Genomic DNA, 25,669 nt, shown 5'->3' on the forward strand with positions numbered 1-25,669 from the left:
GAAGGGTACGACCGCCCCTTACCGGAAGTGGTCCCAGCCGGCCGGTCCGTCGTACGCGTCACCGTCGACGGTCACCCCGGCGCCCTCGGCCACCCGGCCCACCACCCGCCACGACTGCGGCAGGGCCACCGCCTGGGGAAAGGTGGCGACCAGGGCATGGTCGTCGCCACCGGCCAGAATCCAGGTGTACGGGTCGACGCCGAGCGCCTGGGCGGCGTCGCGCATCTGCCGGGGCAGCTCGAAGGCGTCCCGGCGCAGGTCCACGCCGACGCCGCTGGCCTTCGCCAGGTGCCCCAGATCGGCGAGCAACCCGTCCGAGACGTCGATCATGGCGGTGGCACCGAGCCGGGCGGCCTCCGGCCCGGCCGGATAGGGCACCTCCGGTCGCCGGTACGCCTCGACCAGCAGGCGCGGGGTCCGGAAGCCCCGGGAGAGCACGGTCAGCCCGGCGGCGGCCCAGCCGGTGCGCCCGGCGAGCGCCACCACGTCACCCGGGCGGGCACCGGAGCGGACCACAGGTGGCCGGCCGCCCAGGTCGCCGAGGGCGGTCACCGCGATGGTCAGGGTCGCGCTGGCGGACATGTCCCCGCCGACCACCCCCGCCTCGACAAGCGCCGCCTCGGCGGCCAGCCCGTCGGCCAACTCCTCCACCCAGGCGGTGTCCAGGTCGGCGGGGATGCAGAGGGCGACCAGCAGGGCGGTGGGGGTGGCGCCCATCGCGGCGATGTCGGCGAGGTTGGCCGCCGCCGCCCGGTGCCCGACGTCCCGCGCGCTCGACCAGTCCCGCCGGAAGTGCCGCCCCTCGACCAGCACGTCGGTGGAGGCGACCACCCGCCGGTCGGGGGCGGCCACCACGGCGGCGTCGTCGCCCGGCCCGAGCAGGCAGGACGATCCGTAGGTCAGCCGGGCGGTGACCCGGTCGATGAGGCCGAACTCGCCGACGTCCGCGACACCCATGTCTTCCTTCCGACAAGCTCGCTAGCTGCTTCGGCTCGACCACCGATAGGGATCACCCCTGCTCCGTAGGGTATTTTCACCCTTCGGGCCGCCCTGGGCGGCGACGGACGGAGGTCGAGCGTGGTACAGGCGTACATCCTCATCCAGACCGAGGTGGGCCGGGCGCGGGACGTGGCCGGTCTGATCGCGGACCTTACCGGCGTGGTACGCGTCGACGCCGTCACCGGGCCGTACGACGTGGTCGTCCTCACCGAGGCGAACACGGTCGACGAGCTCGGCAAACTCATCGTCAGCAACGTGCAGATGGTGCCCGGCATCACCCGCACCCTCACGTGTTCGGTGGTGCGCCTGTAAGTGGACGAGAAGACTCCCTCCCCAGCGACCCCGCAGACCGCGACCGACTCCGTGGCCACCGCCGACCCGGCGACCGGGGCACCCGACGCCGCCCCGTCGACCGACCAGGTGACCGACCGGTCTGCCGCCGACGGCCGGCGGGCCGGTTGGGACCGGTCGACCCGGCGGGCCGCGTTGTTCGCCGCCCTGGTCGCCGTCCCGGTGACGGTGGCCGTGGCGGCTTTCACCTTCGACAGGCTGTCCCCGGACACGCCGGCCGCCGCGCCGAGCCCGTCGCTGACCAGTCTCCGTCCCCAGTCCGTCACCCCGGTCGAGATGGCCGCCCCGGCGCTGGCCGAGCGACCCGGTGTGGTGTGCCGGGCGCTGGTGTCGCAGTTGCCGGCGACCGTCCGGGAGCTCGCCCAGCGCCCGGTGACCGCCGGCGCGGAGCAGAACGCCGCCTACGGTGACCCGGCGCTGACAGTCGCCTGCGGCGGCCCCGAGCCGACCGTGGACGCCACCGCCGACCTGTGGATCGTCAACCGGGTCTGCTGGTATGCCGCCGAGCGGTCGGACGCCACAGTGCTCACGACGCTCGACCGGGAGACCGCGGTCACCGTTACGGTGCCCCGGGCGTACGAGGGGCCGTTGCAGTGGATCACCCCGATCTCCGACGCGGTGGTCGCCTCCGTGCCGTCCGGCGGCGAGAGCCCGGCGGGCTGCCGCGGCTGACGGCGTCCCGCCCCGGCCGCCCGAACCGCGTCCGCGTGCGGACCGGCCGCCCGGACCGGCGTGACGGCGACGTGACGGCCCGAAAGTCGTTTGACGGCACCGATAATCTGATCCTCCGTACCTGCGGCTGACCGTGGGTGGCGAGGGGGCCCTGCCCCCTCACCACCCAGGAGCCGCAATGCGCCGGGCACCCGCCCTCTCCTTCCTCCTCGTCACCGTCTTCCTGGACATGCTCGGGCTCGGCCTGGTCGTGCCGATCATGCCGGCCCTGCTGAGCTCCGTCACCGAGGATCCCGCCGCCGCTGTCCGCTGGTCCGGGCTGCTCGGCTCGGTCTACGGCCTGTTGCAGTTCGTCGTCTCGCCGCTGCTCGGCCGGCTCTCCGACAGGTACGGCCGGCGGCCGGTCCTGCTCGTCTCGCTCACCTGCCTCGGCGTCGACTGGCTGGCCCACGCGGTCTCTCCCAGCCCGTGGACGCTGCTGCTGTTCCACGCCCTCGCCGGTGCCTGCGCGGGCACGTACACAGTGGTCAACGCGTACCTCGCGGACGTCACGGCACCCGAGGCGCGGGCCCGTGCGTACGGGTCGGTGGGTGCCGCGTTCGGGCTCGGCTTCGTCGCCGGCCCGACCGTCGGCGGCCTGCTCGGCAGCGTCGACGTACGCCTGCCGTTCCTCGCCGCCGCCGCGCTGTCCTTCGCCAACGTCGGGTACGGCTGGTTCGTGCTGCCCGAGTCGCGGCCCGGTGACCGGTCCACCCCGTTGACCCTGCGGACGGCGAACCCGGTCGCCGCCATCGCCGCCGTCCTGCGTCGACCGGTGCTCGGGCGGCTCGCGTACGCCCGGTTCTGCGCCGACGTCGCCCGGATGACTCACCAGTCGACCTGGACGTTCTTCCTCACCCACCAGTTCGCCTGGGGCACCGCGCGGGTCGGCACCGTGCTCGCGGCGGGGGCGCTCGCCGGGGCGCTCTTCCAGGCCAGGGCCGTCGGGCCGATCGTGCGCCGACTCGGGGACAAGCGGGCCGCGGTGGTCGGCGGCCTGCTCGGGGTGGCCGCGCTGGCGGGTACGGCGTTCGTGACGGTGCCCTGGCTGCTCCACCTGCTCCAGGCGGTCGGCGTGCTCGCCGCGGTCGGTGGTGCCGCCGCACAGTCGTGGCTCTCAGGCATGGTCCGGCCCGACGAGCAGGGCACGGTGCAGGGGGCGCTGACCGGGATCGGGGCCGCCGCCGAAACCCTGGTGCCGGTGGTGGCCGGCGCGGTGTTCGGGTGGTCGCTGGCGTACGCGTCACCGGGCCTGGTCCTCGTCGGTGCGGCCGTCTTCGCGGCCGGGTCGACAATTCTGCTGGCCACGACACCCGACCTGCGGCCACCGCCGACCGGGCGGTGATTTCGGCGGCCCGGTTCGGGTTTGCCGGGTCGTTCGGTCGGTAAGTCGGCGGCGGTCGTGCACATCCAATTCTGCATTTTGCCGTCCGCAGAAGTCCCCAGCCGCCGATCGGGTCCGCTTGCAGCGATTTCATCAAGCGGTCCTGATCGGCGAATCAGGACAGGTTCCAACGGGTGGGAATTGGGCAACTCCTGAAGCTGGGAACAGCAGGCGGCGGCACTCGCCGACTCGGCGGTCTCCGCTGGGGTATTCGCCATTTCCGAACGGGTCGTTCGACCGTCCTCGGCCGTGAAGCTCAACGAAAACGGTGTTCTCCGCTATCTACGGTCGATCGAGAGATTGCCCCACAAAGGCACGCAGGACGCCCGACCACCGGGGTCGGCAAGGGCACTGGCTGCGGAAACGGCGGGTAGGCCCCGCCTCGGAGCCCTCGGGCCGGCCGACACCGGCCCGATCGACCGAAGGGATGGCCCGGCAATCGGCTGATCAGCGGGCCAGCATGGGCTGATCGGTCACACCTGCCCCACGTCAATTGCCCGACCCGAAGCGAATGGCCGATGCGCCCGGGCGACCGACCCCGATCGCCGACCACATTCTGGACGACGCCGGCTACAGCCCTGTGAAGCGAACGTGAATGCCATGTTTCGGTGCTCCCGGAAAAGAGCACGTCAGCGTGCCTGAGACCGACGTGACCCGACTTCACGATCCCCGAAAAAGACGTTACCGGAAGTCGCCGTCACAGGTGCGGCGCTAACATCCCACCCCGCTTGCGTCAATGCTCCACATGCGACAGGATCGGACGCTGAATCCGGAAGAATAATTGCTAGCCTTCGATGGCAACCCGGCAGCTCCTACTGAGCTGCGGCATTGTTCTTCTCCTCATCGGAGGTCACCACATGGTCCCCACCGGACCTGCGCGCCCGCGCGCGAAACGAATCGCCCTCGCCGGGCTCACCGCGCTCGCGGTCGTCCTCGGCACCCAGACCGCCGGCCTCGCCCAGCCACGGACAGCGCCAAGCACGCTGGCCCAGCCGCCGAGCGCACCCGGCCTCGGTCAGGTCGCGAGCAAGAAGGAGGCCCGACCCGGGCCGCTGCCCACCCGGTCCGGCACCGTCAAGGTCGCCCCGTCCCCGTCGGGCGCCCGCAGTGGCGCGGTGGGCACCCAGGCGCTCAACGACAAGGTCGCGCTCCGCTCGCTGATCGTGGCCACCAACACTGCGGACTTCGGCGTGGCCACGCTCACCACCACCCTCGACCGGGTCGGCGCGAGCTACGACATCATCTACACCGCCAGCCAGACGCTCTCGGCGAGCACGCTCGTCGACTCCAACGGGGTCGGCAAGTACAACGCGATCCTGCTGACCAACAGCATGTTGATCTACGAGTCGGGCGGCAACTACCTGGAGGGCCTCAGCAGCACGGAGTGGACCACCCTCTGGGCCTACGAGCGCAACTTCCAGGTGCGGCAGGTCGCCCTCTACACCAGTTACGGCACCTGGCCGGAGGACTACTGCCTCAACTCCGCCGGGGAGACCGCGGTCGGCGACACCGCCCTGCCGCTCTCGCTGACCACCGCCGGCGCCGGGGTCTTCGACTACCTCAAGAGCACCGCCCAGATCCCGTTGACGCAGTCCTACGTCTACAAGACGTCGATCAAGAGCGGTTGCAACGCCGACGCCCTGCTCACCAACGGCTCCAACGTGCTGGCCGTGCGCACCACGTCGACCGACGGTCGGGAGCGGATCGCCCTGACGTTCACCTCCAACCAGTACCTGCTCCACTCGGACCTGCTGGTCTACGGCCTGTTCCGGTGGGCGACCAAGGGCCTGCACTTCGGTGAGCAGAAGCACCACCTCAACGTCGACATCGACGACTGGTTCAGCTTCTCGGACCACTACAAGGACGACGGCACCATCGAGTACACCCCCGGCTTGCAGATCAGCGGGCACGACGCGGTCAACCTCGACACGAAGCAGACCGCGCTGCGCACCGCGAACCCGCTGGCGTCCGGCTTCACCTTCAACATTCCCTACAACGGCGCCGAGATCGACCCGTTCGCCGGCAGCACGTGCAGCCCGAACGGCGACGCCACCACGCTGACCGCCACCACGAAGTGCCTGAAGAACAACTTCCGGTGGATCAACCACACGCTCACCCACCCCGCGCTGAACACTACCGACTACGCCACCACCCACGACGAGATCAGCTCGAACCAGACCGCTGGCACCTCGATCGGGTTGAACCCTCCGGCCGCCGTGCTGAAGACCCCCGAGTACTCCGGCCTCGGTGTCTACAACAACTCCAGCGGCGTGCTCACCGACTACGGCCTCGCCGCGTCCAACCCGGACCTGATCGACGCGGCCGGCGACCTCGGCATCAACACGCTTGTCGGCAACATGTCGTTCGCCAGCCACGTGCCGGCGCACTTCAACGCGTCCACCGCGCACCCGCTGGACCCGAGCATCGCGGTGGTGCCGTGCTGGCCGACCAACATCGCCTACCACACCACCAACCAGGCCGAGGAGACGCACTTCTACAACGCCTTCTACGGTCCGAACGGCCACTTCCCCTACTGGCCCACCGACCGCACCTACTCGCAGATCCTGGACTACGAGTCGACGGTGGGGCTACAGCACGTGACGTCCGGCTCGATCTACGCGCACACGTTCCACGTCGCCAACGTGCGTGACTACGGCTCGGGCAACAGCCTGGTCACCGACTGGGCGGGTGCGGTGCTCACCAAGTACAGCTCCTACTACTCGGTGCCGCTGCTGAACTCGGCGTGGACCGACATCGCCGCCTACACCAGGGCGCGCACGGCCCACTTCGCCGCGCTCGGCGCCGGGGCGTCGGCGGTCTACGACCGGACCACCGGTGAGATCACGGTGACCTCGCCGGCCGCCGGCTCGCTCCAACTCGGTGGCGTGACCACGACCACCGCGGGTGCCGGCACGTACGGCAGCGACGTCACCGTCCCGGTGACGCTTGTGGCGAACACCCCCGTGACGTTCACCGCCGCTCCTCGCCTGTAGGGCGGCACGACGAAATCAGCACAGCAAAGGTGAACGGGAGCAATTGGTGAGGATCGCGCTGGTCTCGGAGGGCACCTACCCGTACGCGATGGGTGGGGTGAGCATCTGGTGCGAGCAGCTCATCCGGGGAATGCCGGACTACCGGTGGGAGGTCGTGGCGCTCACCGTGGACGGCACCGAGGAGCCGGTGTTCGAGCGGCCGGCGAACCTCGACCGAGTGCACTCGATCCCGTTGTGGGGCGGTCGGCCGGCAGGCCGCCGCCCCCGGCGGGGCCGGGGAGTGCTGGTCCCGTCCGGCCGCCCCGGCGCGGAGTTCGTCGAGTCGTACGAGGTGTTCCTGCGGGCGCTGGTCACCCCGCTGGAGTCGACCCGCTCCCAGGCCGGCGCGGTGAACCGGAGCACCTTCCTGCTCGCCCTGCGCGGCATGTTCGAGTACGCCGCCGGCGGCGGTGACCTGAGCGCCGCCCTGCTCTCCAACGAGGCGCTGCGGATGATGCTGGAGGCCTGGCACACCCTGCGGGTCGAGGAGACCGGGCCGACGCCCACCGTCGCCGACGCGCTCGAGGCGGCCTGGCTCATCTCGCACATGCTCCGGCCGCTGAGCGCGCCGCCGGTCCGCGCCGACATCGTGCACTCGTCGATGAACGGACTGTCCACGCTCGTCGGGATGGCCGCCACCTGGACGTACGGCACCCCGCTGGTGCTCTCGGAACACGGCATCTACCTGCGCGAACGCTACATCTCCTATCTGCACGACGACGCGCCGCACCCGGTCCGGGTGCTGGTGCTGAGCTTCTTCCGCTCGCTCGCCGGCGCGGCCTACCTGATCACCGGCGCGCTCGCGCCGCACTCGCAGTACAACCGGCGCTGGCAGCTGCACAACGGCGCCGACCCCGACCGGATGTGGACGATGTACAACGGCGTCGACCCGGACGAGTTCCCGCCGGCGGCCGGCGAGCCGGACGAGCCGACCATCTCGTTCATGGGCCGGATCGACCCGCTCAAGGACCTGCACACCCTGATCCGGGCGTTCGCGGTGGTCCGCGCGGAGATCCCGAACGCCCGGCTGCGCATCTTCGGTGGGACGCCGGCCGCCAACAAGGTCTACCACGAGAGCTGTCTGGCCCTGATCGACGAACTCGGGTTGACCGGGCAGGCCGTCCTGGAGGGCCGGGTGGGCAACGCCGTCGAGGCGTACCACGCGGGCAGCCTGGTGGCGCTCACCAGCATCTCCGAGGGCTTCCCCTACACGGTGGTGGAGGCGATGGCGTGCGGCCGGCCCACCGTGTGCACCAACGTGGGCGGGGTCGCCGAGGCGGTCGGCGACACCGGCTTCGTCGTCGCGCCACGGGACGTCGCCGCGATCGCCGACGCCTGCGTACGGATGCTCAACGACAGGGAGCTGCGGCTGCGGCTGGGAGCGGACGCCCGCGCGCGGGTGCTGGAGAAGTTCACCCTGCAACGCTCGTTGCAGGCGTACCGCGACATCTACGAGGGGCTCGCCGAGCCCCCGACCGCGTCCCCCGCCCCGAAGCAGCTGCGCGGTCAGGCCCAGGGTTTCGTCCGCGTCCCGAACCGCTCGGTCCGCCCCGGGGTGGCCGCCGTCGCCGCCCGCCCCGAGGCCGTGCCCGTCGCCGCCCGGCCTGAAAGCGTGCCCGTCGCGCCCCGGCCCGAAAGCGTCCCCGTCGTCGCCCGGGTGCCCCGCCAACGGGGGCCGGAACAGTACTCGTCCGCCGCGTACCCGAGCCGCCACGACCCGAACTCGTCCGGGCCCGAGCTGCCGCAGTCCGCCGGAACGCGCCCGGACGGCACGTATCCGGACGGCACGTGTGCGGGCGACGATCCAACTGTCGGCATCCTGCGCGCCACCGGCGGTCGTTGATGACCGGCACCAACGACCCGGACGTCACCGACCCCTTGTTCCGACCCTTCGCCACGATGACCACCGAGGCGGGGACCGACGACCGGGCGGACAGTCCCGAACGCACGATCCTGCTGCCCCGGATCTCCACCGATCCGGTCGACGACCTGGTCGAGCGGGTCCGCCCCCAGCTGACCCGGGCGGTGGACGCGCTCCAGGTCGCCGCCGCCCTGGAGGCCGACGGGCACACCGACCGGGCCGCCCAGGTCGAGTACGGCTACCGCGACGTCTTCGTCCTCGCCTCGGAGGTGTTCCGGCGGTTGGGGCCCAACCCGCCGGTGGTGGACGGGCCGCCCGCCGCGTCCGCGCCCGGCCCCGACCGGCGGGGCGACCTGCGGACGATCTCGCACGGCCTGCTGTACGTGCTGCCCAGCGCCGCCTTCCCGGCCGTACTGGCGGTCGTGGGTCGACCTGGCCTGGTGCTCGGCATGATCCTCGCCGGCACGGTGGGGTGGATCTGGTCGGGGATGGCCGCCCACGCGGCGTTCCGCCTGCTCGGCCTGGGCCGGGTCCGGTCGGCCAGCCGGGTGCTGCGGATCGCCGCGCTGACCGCGCCCCTGCTCGGCGCGGTGGCCGGTGCCGCGCTGCTGCCGTACGGCGGCCTGCCGCTCGCCGTCATGATGGTCTTCCAACTGACCTACCAGTTGGCGAGCACGCTGCTGCTCTTCCACAGTCGTGAGTGGTGGCTGGCGGCGGCCATGCTCCCGGCGGTGCTCTCCGGCGCCGTCTTCCTGCTCGACGGGGGCGCGACGGCCCGGCTCTGGGCGGTCGGCGGGGCGGTCCTCGGCGTGCTGGCCAGCCTCGCCGCCGGGCTCTGGGCCACCCGGGAGGCCGTCCGGGCCGAGGAGCCGGTGGCCCGGGAACCGCTGTGGCCGCCCGCGCCCCGGCTGCTCGGCGTCGCCGGCTACGGGTTCTGCTCGGCGGTGCTGCTCTTCCACGCGCAGGCGCCCTACCTGCTGGGCCGGTTGGACATCGCGGCGGCGGCGGTGCCGCTGATCCTGTCCATGGGGTTCGTCGAGTGGCGGACCAGCCGGTTCTGGGCGAGCGGGGTCGCGCTGTCCCGACGGGCCCGCGTCCCGCGCGGCTTCGTCGCCGGGATCTGGCGCACCATCGGCCGGGAGGTCGCCGCCTGTCTGGCGGTGCCGGCGGTGCTCGGGGCGGTGCTGATCGTCGTGCTCGCCCAGCTGGGCCGGCTCTCGGCCGCCGGGGTGGTGATGACCGCTGCGCACGTGGCCCTCGCCGGGGCGTACTACCTGGCCTTCCTGCTGGTCGGTAGGGGCCGGTACGGCTGGCTCTGCCTGGCCATGACGGTGGTGGTCGTGCTGCACGTCGGCCTCGGCGGGCTGCTCGGCGTCGCCCCGCTGCTCGGCCAGGGCGACGACCCGGTCGCCGACACCTCGCTCTACCTGGGCAGCGTGCTGCTACTCCAGGCGTTGTTCGCGCTCGGTCTGTTTCCGGTGATCGGGCAGGTTCGGCACTACCGATAGTCCACCGATAGTCCACGCGAGACCTATGGGGAGGTCCGGTTGCACGCGGTGATTCTTGCCGGCGGCAAAGGGGTGCGGCTGAAGCCGTACACCACGACGCTGCCGAAGCCCCTGATGCCGATCGGGGACAGCCACTCGATCCTCCAGATCGTGCTCGACCAGCTCGCCTCGCGCGGGTTCACCTCGGTGACCCTGGCGATCAACCACCTCGGCCCGCTGATCCGGGCGTTCGTCGGGGACGGCAACCGGTGGGGCCTCGCCATCGACTACGTCGAGGAGGACCGACCACTGTCCACGGTCGGCCCGCTGTTCGCCCTGAAGGACCGGCTGCCCGACGAGTTCCTGGTGATGAACGGCGACGTCCTCACCGACCTGGACTACGGCGACCTGCTGCGGGACCATCAGCTCTCCGGGGCAGGGCTGACCCTGGCGACCTCCGAACGGGTGCACCGGATCGACTTCGGCGTGCTCGACGTGGACGACGGGCGGGTCGTCGGGTTCCGGGAGAAGCCGGCGCTGCACTACCCGGTCAGCATGGGTGTCTACGGGATGTCCCGCCGGACGCTCGACCCGTATCCGGCCGGGTTGGCCCTCGGCTTCGACCAGTTGGTGCTGGACCTGCTGGCGGGCGGCGACCAGCCACGGACGTACCCGTTCGAGGGGTTCTGGCTGGACATCGGCCGACCGGAGGACTACGACGAGGCGAACCGCTCGTTCCCCCAGCTCAAGCCGATCCTGCTGCCCACCCGGTCGAGGCCGGTGGAGGTGACCGTCGGTGAGGCGGCCGAGCCGTTGGCCGTCGCCGACCTGCCGGGCGTGGTGCGGGCCGGGGAGCTGACGTGACGCGGGTACTGCTGTTCGGGGCGTCCGGATTCATCGGCGGGCACGCCCGCGACGCCCTGGCCGCGGATCCCCGGGTCACCGAGGTGATCTGCCCGGGGCGGGCGACGTACGACCTGCTCGACGGCGAGCCGGCCGCGCTCGCGGTGCTGCTGCGCGAGGTCGCCCCGGACGCGGTGGTCAACTGTGTGGGCGCCCTCACCGGCTCCGCCGCCCAACTGGTCAACGCGAACACGGTGGTCGCGGCGAAGCTGCTTGAGGCGACCGCCGCGGCGGCACCGCAGGCCCGGCTGGTCCGGCTCGGCTCGGCCGGCGAGTACGGGCCGCTGCCGCAGCGCGTCCCGGTCACCGAGGAGGCACCGGCCCGACCGGTCAGCGCGTACGGCGTGAGCCACCTGGCCGGGACCCGGCTGTTCCAACTCGCCGGGGAGGCCGGCGAGGTCGACGCTGTCTCGCTGCGGGTGTTCAACCCGATCGGTCCCGGCATGTCGCAGGAGAACCTGCTCGGTCGGGCGGCGGCGCGGATCCGGGCCGCGCTGGCCGACGGGGCGACCGAGATCACCCTGGGACCGCTGTCGGCGTACCGGGACTTCGTCGACGTGCGGGATCTCGCCGCGCTGATCACGGCGGCGGCGCTCGCGCCCGCGCTGCGGCACCGGGTCGTCAACGCGGGCAGCGGCCGGGCGGTCAGCGCCCGGCAGGCCGTCGCGCTGCTGGCCGACGCGGCGGGCTACGACGGCGCGATCCGGGAGGCCGGCGTCGGGCCGCAGCGCTCGCAGGCGGTCGACTGGATCCAGGCCGACATCGGCCGGGCCGCCCACGAGCTGGGGTGGTCGCCGGTGCGCGACCTGGCGACGTCGATCAAGGACATCTGGGCCGCCGGCGACGCACGCTGAGCCGGCGGACCGCTCCCCCATCACGACACACCCGTAACACGAGAGGACACCGCAGATGAGTACGAAGATCGGGGTCGTGGGCCTGGGCTACGTGGGGCTCACCCTCACCGCCGCCCTCGCCGACAAGGGCTTCACGGTGTACGGCGCGGACGTCTCGCCGGCGGTGCTGGACGCGCTCTCGCACGGCCGGCCGCACATCTTCGAGCCCGGCATCGAGGACGTCTTCGCCGCCCACCTCGGCAAGAGCATCCACGTCGCCGCCGACCTGCCGAAGGACACCGTCGACGTGGCGGTGATCAGCGTGTCGACGCCGGTGGACAACATGACCCACCGCCCCAACCTGGCGAACCTGGCCGCCGCCGCCCGGGTGGTGGCCGCCAGTTGCCGCCCGGACACCCTGGTGGTGGTGCGCAGCACGGTGCCGGTCGGCACCAGCCGCCGGGTGGTGCTGCCGGAGCTCCAGGCCGCCTGGGGTGAGCGGGTGAAGCTGGTGATGGCCCCGGAGCGGACCATCCAGGGCCAGGCGCTGCGGGAACTCGTCGAGCTGCCGCAGGTGGTAGGCGGCCTGGACGACGAGAGCCTCGCCGCCGGGGTCGAGTTCTTCGACGGGTTGGCACGCACCGTCGTCCCGGTCTCCGGGCTGGAGACCGCCGAGTTGGTGAAGCTGTCGAACAACTGCCACACCGACCTGATCTACGCGTTCGGCAACGAGATCGCGTTGATCGCCGAGCGGCACGGCCTCGACCCGCTGGAGGTGATCCGGGCGACCAACGTCGACTACCCGCGCCCGGATCTGGCCAAGCCCGGGTACGTGGGCGGCGGCTGCCTCTCGAAGGACCCGTACATCATGATCGACAGTGCGGGTGACAGGCGGCCGTTCCTCGTCGGCAAGGCCCGCCAGCTCAACGAGTACCTGCCGATCCACGTCGGTGAGACCGTGGTCCGGATGCTCGTCGAGTCGCGCGGGCGCAGCCTCGGCGCCCGGCTGGCGGTGCTCGGCTGGGCGTACAAGGGCTGGCCGGCGACCGACGACATGCGGGGCACCCCGATCGAGCCGATGATGCGGGTCTTCTCCGCCGCCGGTGTGACAGTCCTCGGCCACGATCCGATGGTCACCGACGACGTGATCCGCCAGTACGGCGGCGAACCGGTCAGCCTGGACAAGGCGTTCACCGAGGCGGACGCCGTGCTGATCATCAACGACCATCCGGACTACCGGGCGTTGCGGGTACCGGAGGTGCTCGGCGCGACGCCCCCGGCGTTCGTCTACGACTCGTGGCGGGTGCTCGACGGCGACGCGGTGATGGCCGCCGGGGTGCGCTACGCCGGACTCGGCTACCTGCCGCCCGCACCGACCGGTCCGGGTGACGACGGCGGTACGGCCGGCGCTGCCGCCGGCGCCGGCGCGGCGACCGCCGGGGCGGTGTCCGCATGAGGGCACTGCTGCTCGGCGGGGCCGGCTTCATCGGCCTGCACCTGGCCCGCCGTCTCGTCGCCGACGGTCACCAGGTGACTATCGTGGACGACTTCTCCCGGGGCCGCGACGACGCCGACCTCGACCGGCTGCGCGCCGATCCGGCCGTACAGGTGATCTCCGGCGACCTGACCAGCCCGGACACCTGGGCCGCGCTGCCGACCGGCTGGGACCAGATCTACCTGCTCGCCGCCGTCGTCGGGGTGCGCAACGTGGAGCAGGATCCGGCCCGGGTGATCCGGGTCAACACCCTCTCCGCGCTGCACCTGCTCGACTGGGTGGCCCCGGGTGAGCGGGTCTTCTTCGCCTCCACCAGCGAGGTCTACGCCGGGGGCGTCACCGCCGGGGTGGTGCCGGTGCCGACGGCCGAGACGGTGCCGACGATGATCTCCGACATCGCGGCCCCCCGCTTCGCGTACGCGGCCAGCAAGCTGCTCGGCGAGGCCGCCTTCCTGCACACCGCCCGCGCCAAGGGCTTCGAGACCGTGGTGGGCCGATTCCACAACGTGTACGGCCCCCGGATGGGCGCCGACCACGTCATCCCGGAGATGTCCCTGCGTGCCCTGCGCGGGGCCGACCCGTTCCCGGTCCCCGGCGCCGACCAGTACCGGGCGTTCTGCCACGTGGACGACGCGGTCGAGGCGATGCTGCGGCTGATGGGGGCACCTGCCGCCGCCGGGCAGATCGTGCACATCGGCAACGACCGGGAGGAGACCAACATCGGCGACCTGGCCAAGCTGGTCCTGCGGGTGGCCGGGGTGAGCCCCGCCATCGTGCCCCGGAGCGCGCCACCGGGATCGGTCGCCCGCCGCTGCCCGGACCTGTCCCGGCTGCGCGAGCTGACCGGCTACGAGCCGGGCGTCAGCCTGGAAGAGGGGGTACGCAGCACGTTCGCCTGGTACCAGGAGCACGGATGGACGTGACGAACCGACGCCCGATCTGCTTCTACTACGGCGACGGCCGGCTGCCCGAACTCACCAGGTACGTGCGGGTGGTCCTGCAACCGGACTTCTACCGGCCGGCCGAGCTGCGCTACCTCGCCGAGCAGGACGTGCAGACGCTCGGCTACCTGTCGCTGTCGGAGGACCAGGGGCCACCCGCGCCCTGGCAGCGGCAGGAACGCAACCCGGACTGGGGTGGCGCGTTCGTCCACGTCGACCATCCGCTCTGGGTGGCGCACGTGGTGAAGCAGGCGAAACAGGCGATCGCGCAGGGCTTCGCCGGGCTCTTCCTGGACACGCTCAACGTCGAGCTGACCTTCCCGGAGGACGTGCCGCACCTGCTCACCCTGGTCGCCGCGGTCCGGGAGGAGGCCCAGCCGGCGTACCTGCTGGCCAACCGGGGGTTCGGCATGCTGCCCCGGCTGGCCGAGATCGTCGACGGGATCGTCTTCGAGTCGTTCTCGGCCCGGTGGACCGACCAGGGTTACGCCGCCTGGCCGCCCGACGTGCTGGAGTTCCACGCCCAGATCGCCGAGCAGTTGCTCCAGTTGGAGCTGGACCTCTACAGCCTCGACTACGCCGACAGCCAGGGGCTCACCGATTTCGCCGAGCGCCGGGCCCGCCAGTTCGGGCTCCAGTCCTCGGTCAGCGACCGCGCCCTGTCCCGTACCTGACCACCCCGTTCGGGACGTCCGCCCGGGCCGGTCCGGTGCCCGGTCCGGCTTGGGCACCCGCCCCTGCCGGGCCGGGACCGGATCGTGCGTCGGCACCACGCACGACCGGCTCCCGCCCGACGGGGGCGGGGTTCCCCGCAGCGGTCGGGCGGCAGACGGCGTCCGGCCGGCGGGCAGGCAGCGGGTCGGGGCGGCGGGTCAGGCAGTTGCGGTGTCGAAGGCGGGGGCGAGCGGCAGCAACGCGGCCCGGACGAGGTCCGGCAGTGGCCCGGACGGCACCACGAACCCGGCCATCGACGGCACCTCGCTCGTGCCGTCCAGCCACTGCCGCAGCGCCACCCTGGTCGCCGCGCCGACGGCGGCGGAGAGCACCCGGGCGGTCAGAAGTTCGATGCCTGGGCAGCGGGCGGTGACCGCCTCGAAGAGCGGTTCGTCGATCGTGGTGACCGCGTCGACGTAGCAGGCGCGCAGCGCGGGGCTGGCGGCGATCATCAGCAGCGCGGCGGGGGGATGGTCGCCGGGGTCGGTGTACAGGCCCACGACGGCGTCGATGACCGCGTCACCGAGGCCGACCCCGGCCGGCCGGGCGAGCACGGCCCCCGCGATCCCGGCCGCGCGGTCCGCAGCGACCCCGGCGACGATCGCCTGCTCCCGGCTCGGGAAGTAGTTGTTGTAGGTCCGGGGCGACACGCCCGCCGCCTGGGCGATCTCCTCGACGCGGACGTTGTCCGGCCCGCGTTCCAGCGCGAGGCGCAGGGCCGCCGACTGGAGCGCCTCCCGGGTGGCCCGCTTCTTCCGTTCCCGCAGCGTCGATGGACTGCTCACGGTGCCACTTTCGCACACTCGGTACGTGCACGCAAACTTGCGTGCGCGCAAGTTTGTGCTACGGTTCCTCCGAACCGTCTTGGAGCACCACGATCGAAAGGGGCCGACATGCGCGCCAAGGGCATGGCCTACGACACCGGCTTCGTCACCGACGGCGTCAGTTCGGTACCGCACTGGGACCCCGAGGTGGTCCGCCGGGAACTGGCCATCATTCGGGACGACCTGCACTGCACCGCCGTACACCTGGTCGGCGGCGATCCCGGGCGGCTGGAGTCGGCCGCCCGCACCGCCGCCGAACTCGGCCTGGAGGTCTGGTTCTCGCCGTATCCACTGGAGCTGGAACCCGACCTGATCCGCGCGCTGTTCCTCGACTGCGCCGAGCGGGCCGAGCGGCTCCGCGCGACGGGGGCCGAGGTCGTGTTCGTCACCGGCGCCGAGCTGAGCATCATGAACCGTGGCTTCATCGCCGGGGAGCGTCTCGCGGACCGCCTCCACCACCTGTTTACCGACCCGAACGGCCGCGCCGAGCGCATCGCCGAGGTCCGCGTCCGCCTCGACAAGTTCCTGCGCACCACAGTGGCGGCGGTCCGCGAACGCTTCCACGGCAAGGTCACCTACGCCGCGATCCCGTTCGAGGGCGTCGACTGGGACCTGTTCGACGTGGTGACCGTCGAACTCATCCGGTCCGCCGAGGTCGCCGACCAGTTCCGCGACGGCGTACGCCGGCTGGTCGACCAGCCCAAGCCGGTCGCCGTCACCGGCTTCGGCACCGCGACCTGGCGCGGCGCGGGCGAAGTCGCACCACGCAGCATGGAGATCATCGAGTACGACGCGACCAGCGGGAAGCCCCGGCGACTGGACGGAGTGTACGAGCGCGACGAGGACGGTCAGGCCGCATACCTGCGCGAACTGCTCGACATCTTCGACAGCGAGGGCGTCGACAGCGCCTTCGTCCACCTCTTCGCGCTACCCAGCCTGCCGCACCGGCCGGACGGCGATCCCCGGGACGACCTCGACCTCGCCAGCCCCGGAATCGTCAAGGTGCTCGACGGCCGCACCGGCGAGACGTATCCCGGCCTTCCCTGGGAGCCGAAGGCCGCGTTCGCCGCCGTCGCCGAGCACTACTCCCGCCCACCCGCGTCGGCCGGTCGGCGCGGCTGAACGGACGACGCCCGGCCAGAGGGGGCAAGTGTCCGGGCCACTGGGCACTGCCCCCTCAGCGCAGGCGCAGCCCCGCGACGAGGAGCCCGACCATGCGGCGTGCGTCGTAGTAGGGGGCGCGGCCGGCGCAGAGGTTGCCGACGGCGAACAGGAACTCCTGGGCGTTCTGGCCGGGGTGGATCTCGCCGGCTTCGGCGGCGGCGTCGAGCAGCTGGGCGCACGCGGGGACGAGCCGGTCGAGGAAGTACCCGTGCAGCGTCTCGAAGGCGGCGTCGTCGGACTGCAGCGCCCCGGCCAGGCCGTGCTTGGTGACCAGGAAGTCGACGAACAGGTCGATCCAGGTGGCCAGGGCGGCGTGCGGCGTACCGCTGGTGGCGAGCAGGGCCGGCGCGGCCTCGGCGCACGCCTGCACCTGGTGCCGGTAGACGGCGACGATGAGGTCCGCCCGGGTCGGGAAGTGGCGGTAGATCGTACCGACGCCGACGCCGGCCCGTGCGGCGATGTCGCGGACGGGCGCGTCGACGCCGACAGCGAGGAAGGCCGCGGCGGCGGCCTCCAGCAGCGTCGCCTCGTTACGCCGGGCGTCGGCCCGCTTGCGTGGGGCCGGCGACGCCGCTCCCCCGTCGCGGCCGGTCATCGCGCCCACGCCTCCACCCTCCTTGGCAAGCGGAACATGGTTCCGTATAGTTCTTAGCGGAACATTGTTCCGCTTGAGTCATGATGCCAGAACCGGCCGGCCGACCGCCAGCGCGGGGACGGCCGCCGTCATCCCCAGGAGGAACAGCCATGCAGTACCGCACCCTCGGCCGCACCGGCGTGCAGGTCAGCACCCTCGCGCTCGGCGCGATGAACTTCGGCGCCATCGGTCGGACCGGCCAGGACGAGGCCACCGCGATCATCGACGCCGCCCTGGAGGGAGGGATCAACCTGATCGACACCGCCGACCGGTACAGCCAGGGCGAGTCGGAGGAACTTGTCGGCCGGGCCATCGCCGGCCGCCGCGACGACGTCGTGCTGGCCACCAAGGCGAGCATGCCGATGGGCGACGAGCGCAACCACCAGGGCAGCTCGCGGCGTTGGCTGGTCACCGCGCTCGACGACAGCCTGCGCCGGCTCGGCGTCGACCACGTCGACCTATACCAGATCCACAGGTGGGACCCGACCACGAGCGACGAGGAGACGCTGTCCGCGCTGACCGACCTCCAGCGGGCCGGCAAGATCCGCTACTTCGGCAGCTCGACGTTTCCGGCGTACCGGATCGTGCAGGCCGAGTGGGCCGCCCGGGAGCACCGCCTGAGCCGGTACGTCACCGAGCAGCCCAGCTACTCGATCCTGCAACGCGGCATCGAGACGCACGTGCTGCCCGTCACCGCACAGTACGGGCTGGGCGTGCTCGCCTGGAGCCCGCTCGCCTCGGGCTGGCTGTCCGGCGCGGTCCGGGCGGGCCGGGAGATCGCCACCCACCGCGCCGACGTCCTGCCGCAGCGCTTCGACCTCACCGTCGCCGCCAACCGGGCCCGGCTCGACGCCGTCGAGCAGTTGGCCAAGGTCGCCGACGGGGCCGGGCTGACCCTGATCCAGCTCGCGCTCGGCTTCGTCACCGCGCACCCCGCCGTGACCAGCGCGATCATCGGTCCCCGCACGCCGGACCACCTGCGCAGCCAGCTCGCCGCCGCCGACACCGTGCTCACCGCCGACGTGCTCGACGCGATCGACGCGATCGTCGCCCCCGGCGTCGACCTGGCCCCGGACGAGAAGCACGACGCCCCGCCCGCCCTGCTCGACCCGACGCTGCGCCGCCGCTGAGCGGTCACCCGCTCGATCCACCTGCGGCGCGGGGCTCCGACTCGCACCGCCTACCGGGTGGGCCGGGCGGCGAGTGGGAAGGTGACGCCGGTCAGCTCCTCGGAGACCGTCCACAGGCGACGGGCGGTAGCGCCGTCCCGGGCTGCCTTCGACCGGCCGACGAGCTTGGGCGCACCGCGCCCTTCGAGCAATCCGTCGGGCCCGACGTAGCTGCCGCCCGGGATGTCGGCCACCGCCGCGTAGAGGGTGGGCAGCGCGCCGTCCGCCTCGCTCTGGGCGAAGCGGTTGACGAGGGTCGTCTGGAGCCGGTTCCACAGGGAGCGGTCGTGGTCGAGGTGCCCGAGCAGGTTGGTGGCGGCCAGGCCGGGGTGGGCGGCGGTCGCCCGCACCGGCGAGCCGACCTCGGTGAGGCGGCGGTGCAGCTCCGCGGTGAACAACAGGTTCGCCAGCTTCGACTGCGCGTACGCGGGGAACGCCCGGTAGGACCGGCGCTCCCAGTTCGGGTCGTCGAAGTCGATCTTCCCGGCCCGGTGCCCGCTGGAGGAGACGGTCACCACCCGCTCCCGGATCTGCGGCAGCAGCAGGTTGGTGAGCGCGAAGTGGCCGAGGTGGTTGGTGCCGAACTGGAGCTCGAACCCGTCCGCGGTACGGCCGAGCGGCGGGATCATCAGCCCGGCATTGTTGATCAGCAGGTCGATCGGCCCGGTGCAGCCCTCGGCGAACGCCCGGACCGAGGCGAGGTCGGCCAGGTCGAGCCGGCGGACCTCGACCTCGCCGGTCATGGTCGCGGCGGCGGCAGCGCCCTTCGCGGTGTCCCGGACGGCGAGCACGACGTGGGCGCCCCGGGCGGCGAGCACCCGGGCGGCGATCCGGCCGATGCCGCTGTTCGCCCCGGTCACGACGACGGTACGGCCGGTCATGGCGGGAACCTGGGCGGGCGTGAATGTTGTCATGGAAAACAATGTAGCCGGCGACAACAATGTATGCAACGACGACTTTTTGTCGACTACGATGACCGTCGTGCCCGCGTACCACCATGGAAACCTTCGCTCGACGCTGCTCGCGGCGGCCGAGCGCAGCCTGCGTCAACACGGCGCGGGCCAGCTCTCGCTGCGTGAACTGGCCCGGGAGGTCGGCGTCAGCCACGCCGCGCCACGCCGGCACTTCCCCGACCGGCAGGCGCTGCTCGACGCCCTCGCCGAGGCCGGCTTCGCCCGGCTGCACGCCGAACTGTGTGCGGCGCTCGCCGCCGCCGGGGACGACTTCGGGCCGCGCCTGCACGCCATGGCCGCCGCCTACCTGCGGTTCGCCACCGAGGACGCCGCGCTGCTGGAGCTGATGTTCACGGCCAAGCACCGCCAGGGGGCCGACCATCTCGTCGTCGCCGCCGCCGGGCCGTTCGGGCTGATGGACGATTTGATCGCCCAGGGGCAGGCCCAGGGCTTGCTGGAGCCCGGCCCCCCGGACCGCGCCGGCATCGTGCTGTTCGCGACGTTGCAGGGCATCGCCACCCTGGTCAACGGCAACCTGGTGGCAGCAGAGCTGCTCGACGGGATCACCCAGACCGCCGTCGACCAGTTCATGCGGGGGTCCCGCCCCCGTTAGCGGGCGACGTCAGCCGCCGAGCGGGGAGATGCGGGTCACGTTCGGACATGTCACTGGGCGGTGGGCTGCCCCGTCTCAGGGGGTGTAGCCATGAACGACCGCAGAGGAGCACATCATGGACGCCCGACTGAACTTCCTCGCCGCCCCGACCGCCGGCAGGGCCCTCAAGCACATGATGTCGGCGGGCAAGGCGTTGAAGGAGTCACCGCTGCCGACCGCCACCCAGGAGTTGGTGGCGCTGCGCGTGAGCCAGATCAACGGCTGCGCCGTCTGCGTCGACATGCACGCCAAGGACGCCGCTGCGGCGGGCGAGACGTCGGTGCGGCTGAACCTGGTCGCGGCCTGGCGGGAGGCCACGGTGTTCACCGAGGCCGAGCGGGCCGCGCTGGCACTGGCGGAGGAGGGAACCCGGGTGGCGGACGCGGCCGGCGGGGTCAGCGACGAGGTGTGGACGGACGCCGCCAAGCACTACGACGACGAGCAACTGGTCGCGCTGGTGTTCCTGGTCTCGTTCATGAACCTGGCGAACCGGATGAACATCATCACCCGGCAGCCGGCCGGCGCCTACCAGCCCGGACAGTTCCACTGAACGCACCACAGCAGCCACCGGCCCGGTGTCCCGACTACGGGCCACCGGGCTCGGAGCCCGCGCAGGTGCACACGAGTGGGTGGGAGGGGTTCCGCGTGACCAAGGTCGAGGAGTTCGAGGAACTGCGACCGCTGCTGTTCTCGATCGCCTATCGGATCCTGGGAAGTGTGGGTGAGGCCGAGGACACGGTGCAGGAAACCTGGCTGCGCTTTGACGGCTCAGCGACCCGGCCCACGTCGACCAGGGCTTTCCTGTCGACCACGGTGACCCGACTCTCGATCGATGTGTTGCGCTCCGCGCGGAGGCGGCGGGAGGAGTACGTGGGCCCGTGGTTTCCCGAGCCGCTGCTGCACGACCCGTACCAGGACCCGGCACGGTCGGTGGAGCTGGCCGACTCGGTGTCGATGGCGGCGTTGCTGCTGCTGGAGCGGCTCAGCCCGTTGGAGCGGGTGGTGTTCGTGCTGCGGGACGTGTTCGCCTTCGGGTTCGACGAGATCGCCGGCGCGGTCGGCCGATCGGAGCCGGCATGCCGGCAACTGCTGGTACGGGCACGCCGGCACATGGCGGCCGGGCAGCCGCGCTTCGAGGCGGACCGCCAGGAACGGCAGAGGCTGGCGACCCGGTTCTTCGACGCGCTGACCGACGGCAACGTCGACGAACTGCGCGAGCTGCTGGCCGCCGAGGTGCAGCTGGTCGGCGACGGCGGCGGCAAGGCCCCGCAGCTGGCCAGGGCCGTGACGGGCGCAGAGAACGTGGCCCGGGTGCTGGGCACGGTCCTGCCCTGGCTGACCCGGATCGACGTGTCGTTCGCGCCGCACGAGATCAACGGCCAGCCCGGCGTGATCTTCCGCGACCCGGATGGCAGGGTGCTCCAGGTCCTCGCCCTCGATGTGCACGACGGACAGGTGCAGACCATCCGGGCGGTCATCAATCCCGACAAGCTCCGCCACATCGGGCCGGTCGCCGACGCCTGGGCCATCAGTCGTCAGGCGAAACAGGCCCGTCGACACCGGAACTCAGAGGGTGCGACGCCTCAAAGGGCCGGTCAGTGAGGCTGGCGGATGGTGGCGAGGAAGCTCCGCCAGGACTGGGCGGAGAACACCAGTACCGGCCCGGCAACATCCTTACTGTCCCGCACTCCCACCCCGACAGCCAGACTGTCGGCGAACTCCACACACGCGCCCTCGGCACTGCGTGTGCTCTTGCGCCAGCGAGAACTTGCCAGCTCATTCATCGTAGGTCTCCTTGATCACACGTCCGATGAGATCCTCGGACTCACGCTCGTCGAGGGCAAGCGCCGAGAGCGCCTGCCAGGCTTCGGAGTAGGTTTCCAGCTCGTTCGGGCCGTCCAGGTAGAGACTGCCGGTGAGCGACGCGCTGTAGATAGTGGAGGGTTCGGCAGGGCGGGTGCCGAGGGCCGGAGAATCCAGAAAAATGAAGGCGCTCGCGACAAAGACCATGTGCGGACCAGCCGACTGCGGAACGATGCGGACCGACACGTTGGGCGCTTGAGCGGCGTTCACGGTATGCGCAAGTTGCCTGCGCCACGCCTCCACATCGGCGATGGGTCGGCGGATGACCGCCTCGTCGATGATGGCCTCGAAGGTCGGAGCGACCGGGCGGCGTCGAGACAGCAGACGCTGCCGCTCCAGCCGAAGGGACACCTTCCGCGCCACTTCCTGTGCGGCACGCCCAGGCTTGCTCTCGAACACCGCCGCCATGTACTCCGGAGATTGCAGCAGGCCCGGGATCAACATCGTCTCGTAGTGGCGGATCTGGCGTGCTGCCGCTTCCAGCCCCACGTACAACTCGAACCATGCAGGGATGACCTCTCCAGCAACCGGCCGAGCTGCCTGCGGGGGACCGAAGATCCGTCGCTCACGTTCCGCTTCCCGTCTCAACACCGTGCGTCACCTGTCTCATCTGAAACAGATGGCGGGCCCGATGAGGCATCGTCAACATCTTTCGCTGAATTTCTCGATGAGACGTTGCACCTCGATCCGTTTCGGACTCATCGTGGCGGACAGGGCGGCCTGTCGACGATCAATGGAGGTGGCACTGTGCCCCGATGGAATTGGTTCCAGCGCCCGGATCATCCGGTCGATGTGGTCGGTCGGTCGAGTGCCCCGCAGAAGGCCGACACCATCGGGCACACCGGGAGGGATGCGGGGCGGGCCGACCGGCGTGGAACAGCCCTACGGTGATCTTCGCGCGGGACCTTCCGTTGCTGACCTCCGCCGCGTAGTGGCGGGCACGGAACGCGGTCAGGGGGCACCGCCGATGAGGCTGCACATGCCAACCTGCCCAGCGGTGCGCCGGACAGGAACGGGCGTCGAGCGGGGCACCCGCCATGTTTGAGGGACGACCCGGGCCGCCGTTCCGCGTCCTGATGGCCGGCTACGTGGTCGACTTCCACCACTGCAACGCCTGCCCCCCGCTGCCGCCCCGACGGCTCCTGCCGCCGCCTCACCGCAGCCGCCGACACCGTCCGCGCCTGGCGCGACCGCCCCGACCGGCAACCCCGCGAGCCCGCCACCGGTGAACAGGGCGGGTCGACCGACCGGCCCGCGCAGACCAACCGACATGCGCAGACTGACAGGGGTACGCCGTGAAGCCCGGCGACCTGCTGCTGATCACCAGGGCCGCCAGTGTGCAGTTCATCCGCCCGATCCGGTGCCGGCTGATCCGGATCGACGACCGGCCGACGTACGACGGGTGGGTCTGGCTGGATGTCTATCAGCTCGACGCCCGGGACCGGGCGGTGGTCCGGCGGAGCATCTTCGTGCAGCGCGCCGGGGTGCGGCCGGCTGCCCATGGGCAGCCACCCCCGCAGCGCGCCACCCAGCGACCTCCCCTGCGCACGACGCCCAACTAGATCCGGCGCGGGTCCTGACAATTTCCCGACACCCGGCGCGCATTTCCACGACGGGAAGGCACGACAGTGCCCTGGCCGGCGGCCAGGGCACTGTCGGGGGAGGGAATTACGCGGGAGAGCCGGCTTCCGCGTAGTCGTACAGGCTCTTGATGTCGTCGTCGTAGTACGGGCCGTCGAATTGCCCGTTACCCGGATTGTCGCCGTGGCTGACGGTGCTGTTGATGTATCCGGCACCGATCGAGTCGTTGTATTCCTGCAACCAGGGTCCGCCGCTGGAACCGTAGGTCATGTTGCAGCTCATCCGGATCTGCTGGCCGCCCGCGTCCCAGGTCGTGCCCTGGCAGTATTGCTGGCTCTCACCGCCGCCGAGGTTGGACGGGTAGCCGAGGGCGGTGACAGCGACGCTGTAGCCCCAGTTCCAGCGCAGGCCGTTGCCGCCGACGGTGTCGACGACCTTGGCGTTGTAGATGCCGCCGTTGGACATCACCGCGATGCCCATGTCCTCGGCGTAGCTCGACGAGCTGGCCCACGCGCCACGGGTGGAGAGGGTGTACGCCACGAAGGTGCCGAACGGCCGGACGCCGTTGCGGTACCGGGGGACGAACTGCCAGTTGGTGTACCACCCACCGCCGGCGCCCTGGTGGACGCAGTGGCCGGCGGTCACCACCAGCCGCCGCTTGGCGCTGGCGACAGTGCTGGCCGAGCAGGAGGCGGTGCCGCCGCCGGGGACGGTGAAGTAGACCTTGCCCACGGTCACCGCCTCGTTCAGCAGCGTGCTGGGGCCGCCGGCGATGCGCGGCGTCACCGGCGCGACCGAACCGGCAGGCCCGGTCGGCCTCGGCGCGCGGCCGGTCGACTGGGTGGCGGACGCCGACTTCGGGAAGTCCAGGTCGACGGCGGACGCCATGCGCGCCGGGGTCCAGAAGTCGGCGACCTCCTTGGCGATTTTCTCGTTGGTGATGGCCCGGCCGTCCAGGGTACGGGCAATCGCGGTGATGTTTCCTTTCTGGGCGACAGTTGTCGAATTCGCCTCGGCTGCCGGCGCACCGGTCAGGATCAGGGTAAATGCCGCACCGGCACTCACAGTCCAACGCAGAGCGGATTTCAAGAGGACCTCCTAATGCCCCTCACACCATCCAAGCTCCGGCAGCATATTGAATTGATTCTATTGATCACAACGCCGGACATTGTCAGGAATCCGTGCCACCCGGCCGCGACCGCCATCACCGACGCCACTTTTCCCACCAATGGGAAATGCCGCTGCGGGCCCCGACCCAACTCGACCCACCCGTGGTCGGGCCCTGCCTGGAAAGATCGCCAGGCGACCAGGAGGAGGAGCGGTGATCGATGCAATGGCCGAACGGGTATTGCAATCTCCCGCCCGCGTCCGGATACTAACGAAGAGTATTCACGTCTACGAATGGATCACCGTATGATTCATCTCCATCGTGATCGCCGTGCCCTCACGGCAGGATTCGGGGCCGCCCTTCTCGCGCTGAGTCTTCTGGTATGGCCGGCCGCCGGCGCGACGGCGCAACTGGAAGCTCCCGGTCGGAATGACACGAAAGCGGGTGTCAACGCCAACTACTACCAGCTCAAGAATCCAGACTCCGGATTGTGTCTCACGCTCTACAACGGCAACACGATCGATGGGGCGCCGCTGGTCGTCATGCCATGCACCCAAGGCGGGAAGCCTATGAGCTGGGCTTTCAGCGCTGGGAACGCTGGCACTCTTTCCTCCCAAGCCGATCCGCAACGATGTGTCGATGTCCTGAATGGCGTGACCGCCAACGGAACTTCCGTGCTCGACTGGACCTGCGGTTCCACTAACCCCAACCAGCAGTGGACTCTCACCAATGGCGGCAGATTGCTGAGCGGCCTGTCAGGCGGCTGGTGTCTCTCCATCTACGGGAACAGCCCGACGCCTGGGACGATCGTCGTCCTGATGTCGTGCCTGAATGAGGGTGGAAGCCCGCCCCCCTCCCCCTCGTCGTCTCCGTCTCCGTCTCCCTCTTCGTCTCCATCCCCGCCTCCGAGTGGGGCGGGCGATTACGCGAAGTGGGTTGTCAACTAGTGCCATGACCATGACGTTCGCGGTGTCGGGCCAGGCGGGCCGGTCGCGGGCCGGCCCTGGACC

25 protein-coding genes are annotated in these 25,669 nt (G+C 71.2%); 18 read left to right on the forward strand and 7 right to left on the reverse strand.

Annotation, left to right across the window (positions count from 1 at the left end; translation table 11 throughout):
• Nucleotides 1-18 precede the first annotated feature (18 nt).
• On the reverse strand, nucleotides 19-957 hold the full coding sequence (locus AC0AIB_RS15965; protein WP_328339177.1) for a thiamine-phosphate kinase: 939 nt from the start codon (nucleotides 955-957) through the stop codon (nucleotides 19-21).
• Nucleotides 958-1,077: 120 nt separating this feature from the next.
• Between AC0AIB_RS15965 and AC0AIB_RS15970 the strand changes: the two genes are divergently transcribed.
• From AC0AIB_RS15970 to AC0AIB_RS16020, 11 genes are all read left to right on the forward strand, one after another.
• A complete protein-coding gene (locus AC0AIB_RS15970; protein WP_067305404.1) occupies nucleotides 1,078-1,311 on the forward strand; it encodes an Lrp/AsnC ligand binding domain-containing protein in 234 nt (77 codons plus the stop codon).
• Between the two features lie 51 nt (nucleotides 1,312-1,362).
• Nucleotides 1,363-2,022: a DUF3515 family protein gene (locus tag AC0AIB_RS15975; protein WP_465096981.1), complete on the forward strand. Its 660-nt coding sequence runs from the start codon at nucleotides 1,363-1,365 to the stop codon at nucleotides 2,020-2,022.
• 178 nt (nucleotides 2,023-2,200) lie between these two features.
• Complete coding sequence (locus AC0AIB_RS15980; RefSeq protein ID WP_465096967.1) at nucleotides 2,201-3,406, forward strand: MFS transporter; 1,206 nt, start codon at nucleotides 2,201-2,203, stop codon at nucleotides 3,404-3,406.
• A gap of 896 nt (nucleotides 3,407-4,302) precedes the next feature.
• A complete protein-coding gene (locus tag AC0AIB_RS15985) occupies nucleotides 4,303-6,438 on the forward strand; it encodes an Agd3-related carbohydrate-binding protein (protein WP_465096968.1) in 2,136 nt (711 codons plus the stop codon).
• A gap of 46 nt (nucleotides 6,439-6,484) precedes the next feature.
• On the forward strand, nucleotides 6,485-8,320 hold the full coding sequence (gene pelF, locus AC0AIB_RS15990) for a GT4 family glycosyltransferase PelF (RefSeq protein WP_465096969.1): 1,836 nt from the start codon (nucleotides 6,485-6,487) through the stop codon (nucleotides 8,318-8,320).
• Nucleotides 8,320-9,846, forward strand: coding sequence for a hypothetical protein (locus AC0AIB_RS15995; protein WP_328339185.1), 1,527 nt, complete (start codon nucleotides 8,320-8,322; stop codon nucleotides 9,844-9,846). The genes pelF and AC0AIB_RS15995 overlap by 1 nt, the downstream gene beginning before the upstream one ends.
• A gap of 48 nt (nucleotides 9,847-9,894) precedes the next feature.
• On the forward strand, nucleotides 9,895-10,689 hold the full coding sequence (locus AC0AIB_RS16000; RefSeq protein WP_328348896.1) for a nucleotidyltransferase family protein: 795 nt from the start codon (nucleotides 9,895-9,897) through the stop codon (nucleotides 10,687-10,689).
• A complete protein-coding gene (locus AC0AIB_RS16005; protein ID WP_465096970.1) occupies nucleotides 10,686-11,582 on the forward strand; it encodes an NAD-dependent epimerase/dehydratase family protein in 897 nt (298 codons plus the stop codon). Before AC0AIB_RS16000 ends, AC0AIB_RS16005 begins: the two co-directional genes overlap by 4 nt.
• 55 nt (nucleotides 11,583-11,637) lie before the next feature.
• Nucleotides 11,638-13,017, forward strand: a complete 1,380-nt coding sequence (locus tag AC0AIB_RS16010) for a nucleotide sugar dehydrogenase (RefSeq protein ID WP_465096971.1) — start codon at nucleotides 11,638-11,640, stop codon at nucleotides 13,015-13,017.
• Nucleotides 13,014-13,979: an NAD-dependent epimerase/dehydratase family protein gene (locus AC0AIB_RS16015; protein WP_328339191.1), complete on the forward strand. Its 966-nt coding sequence runs from the start codon at nucleotides 13,014-13,016 to the stop codon at nucleotides 13,977-13,979. Before AC0AIB_RS16010 ends, AC0AIB_RS16015 begins: the two co-directional genes overlap by 4 nt.
• Entirely contained in the window at nucleotides 13,970-14,671 is a 702-nt protein-coding gene (locus AC0AIB_RS16020) for a hypothetical protein (RefSeq protein WP_328339193.1), read from the forward strand. Before AC0AIB_RS16015 ends, AC0AIB_RS16020 begins: the two co-directional genes overlap by 10 nt.
• A 198-nt stretch (nucleotides 14,672-14,869) precedes the next feature.
• Here the strand turns inward: AC0AIB_RS16020 and AC0AIB_RS16025 are convergent, their stop codons facing one another.
• The gene (locus AC0AIB_RS16025; protein ID WP_328339195.1) at nucleotides 14,870-15,496 is read right to left on the reverse strand and encodes a TetR/AcrR family transcriptional regulator; all 627 of its coding nucleotides are present in this window, start codon (nucleotides 15,494-15,496) and stop codon (nucleotides 14,870-14,872) included.
• A 108-nt stretch (nucleotides 15,497-15,604) separates the two neighbouring features.
• On the opposite strand from AC0AIB_RS16025, the gene AC0AIB_RS16030 reads away from it, so the two are divergent.
• On the forward strand, nucleotides 15,605-16,657 hold the full coding sequence (locus tag AC0AIB_RS16030; RefSeq protein ID WP_328339197.1) for a hypothetical protein: 1,053 nt from the start codon (nucleotides 15,605-15,607) through the stop codon (nucleotides 16,655-16,657).
• A 55-nt stretch (nucleotides 16,658-16,712) separates the two neighbouring features.
• Here the strand turns inward: AC0AIB_RS16030 and AC0AIB_RS16035 are convergent, their stop codons facing one another.
• Nucleotides 16,713-17,294, reverse strand: coding sequence for a TetR/AcrR family transcriptional regulator (locus AC0AIB_RS16035; RefSeq protein WP_328348897.1), 582 nt, complete (start codon nucleotides 17,292-17,294; stop codon nucleotides 16,713-16,715).
• Nucleotides 17,295-17,443: 149 nt separating this feature from the next.
• Between AC0AIB_RS16035 and AC0AIB_RS16040 the strand changes: the two genes are divergently transcribed.
• Nucleotides 17,444-18,463: an aldo/keto reductase gene (locus AC0AIB_RS16040; RefSeq protein WP_465096972.1), complete on the forward strand. Its 1,020-nt coding sequence runs from the start codon at nucleotides 17,444-17,446 to the stop codon at nucleotides 18,461-18,463.
• A 50-nt stretch (nucleotides 18,464-18,513) separates the two neighbouring features.
• Here the strand turns inward: AC0AIB_RS16040 and AC0AIB_RS16045 are convergent, their stop codons facing one another.
• Nucleotides 18,514-19,416, reverse strand: coding sequence for an oxidoreductase (locus AC0AIB_RS16045; protein ID WP_328339201.1), 903 nt, complete (start codon nucleotides 19,414-19,416; stop codon nucleotides 18,514-18,516).
• 58 nt (nucleotides 19,417-19,474) lie between these two features.
• On the opposite strand from AC0AIB_RS16045, the gene AC0AIB_RS16050 reads away from it, so the two are divergent.
• From AC0AIB_RS16050 to AC0AIB_RS16060, 3 genes are all read left to right on the forward strand, one after another.
• Entirely contained in the window at nucleotides 19,475-20,068 is a 594-nt protein-coding gene (locus AC0AIB_RS16050) for a TetR/AcrR family transcriptional regulator (RefSeq protein WP_442930491.1), read from the forward strand.
• A 115-nt stretch (nucleotides 20,069-20,183) separates the two neighbouring features.
• Entirely contained in the window at nucleotides 20,184-20,657 is a 474-nt protein-coding gene (locus tag AC0AIB_RS16055) for a carboxymuconolactone decarboxylase family protein (protein WP_465096973.1), read from the forward strand.
• A gap of 95 nt (nucleotides 20,658-20,752) precedes the next feature.
• Nucleotides 20,753-21,709, forward strand: a complete 957-nt coding sequence (locus tag AC0AIB_RS16060) for an RNA polymerase sigma-70 factor (RefSeq protein ID WP_328339207.1) — start codon at nucleotides 20,753-20,755, stop codon at nucleotides 21,707-21,709.
• Here the strand turns inward: AC0AIB_RS16060 and AC0AIB_RS16065 are convergent.
• Entirely contained in the window at nucleotides 21,703-21,891 is a 189-nt protein-coding gene (locus AC0AIB_RS16065) for a DUF397 domain-containing protein (protein ID WP_328339209.1), read from the reverse strand. The genes AC0AIB_RS16060 and AC0AIB_RS16065 overlap by 7 nt on opposite strands.
• A complete protein-coding gene (locus AC0AIB_RS16070; protein WP_465096974.1) occupies nucleotides 21,884-22,459 on the reverse strand; it encodes a DUF5753 domain-containing protein in 576 nt (191 codons plus the stop codon). The genes AC0AIB_RS16065 and AC0AIB_RS16070 overlap by 8 nt, the downstream gene beginning before the upstream one ends.
• An 806-nt stretch (nucleotides 22,460-23,265) precedes the next feature.
• On the opposite strand from AC0AIB_RS16070, the gene AC0AIB_RS16075 reads away from it, so the two are divergent.
• Nucleotides 23,266-23,532: a hypothetical protein gene (locus AC0AIB_RS16075; protein ID WP_465096975.1), complete on the forward strand. Its 267-nt coding sequence runs from the start codon at nucleotides 23,266-23,268 to the stop codon at nucleotides 23,530-23,532.
• A gap of 106 nt (nucleotides 23,533-23,638) precedes the next feature.
• On the opposite strand, the gene AC0AIB_RS16080 is transcribed toward AC0AIB_RS16075, so the two are convergent.
• Complete coding sequence (locus tag AC0AIB_RS16080) at nucleotides 23,639-24,640, reverse strand: trypsin-like serine peptidase (protein ID WP_328339212.1); 1,002 nt, start codon at nucleotides 24,638-24,640, stop codon at nucleotides 23,639-23,641.
• Between the two features lie 324 nt (nucleotides 24,641-24,964).
• Here AC0AIB_RS16080 and AC0AIB_RS16085 point away from each other — a divergent pair, with 324 nt between their 5' ends.
• Complete coding sequence (locus tag AC0AIB_RS16085; RefSeq protein ID WP_442930493.1) at nucleotides 24,965-25,606, forward strand: RICIN domain-containing protein; 642 nt, start codon at nucleotides 24,965-24,967, stop codon at nucleotides 25,604-25,606.
• Nucleotides 25,607-25,669 lie beyond the last annotated feature (63 nt).

It is taken from the genome of Micromonospora sp. DSM 43699 (assembly GCF_055517075.1).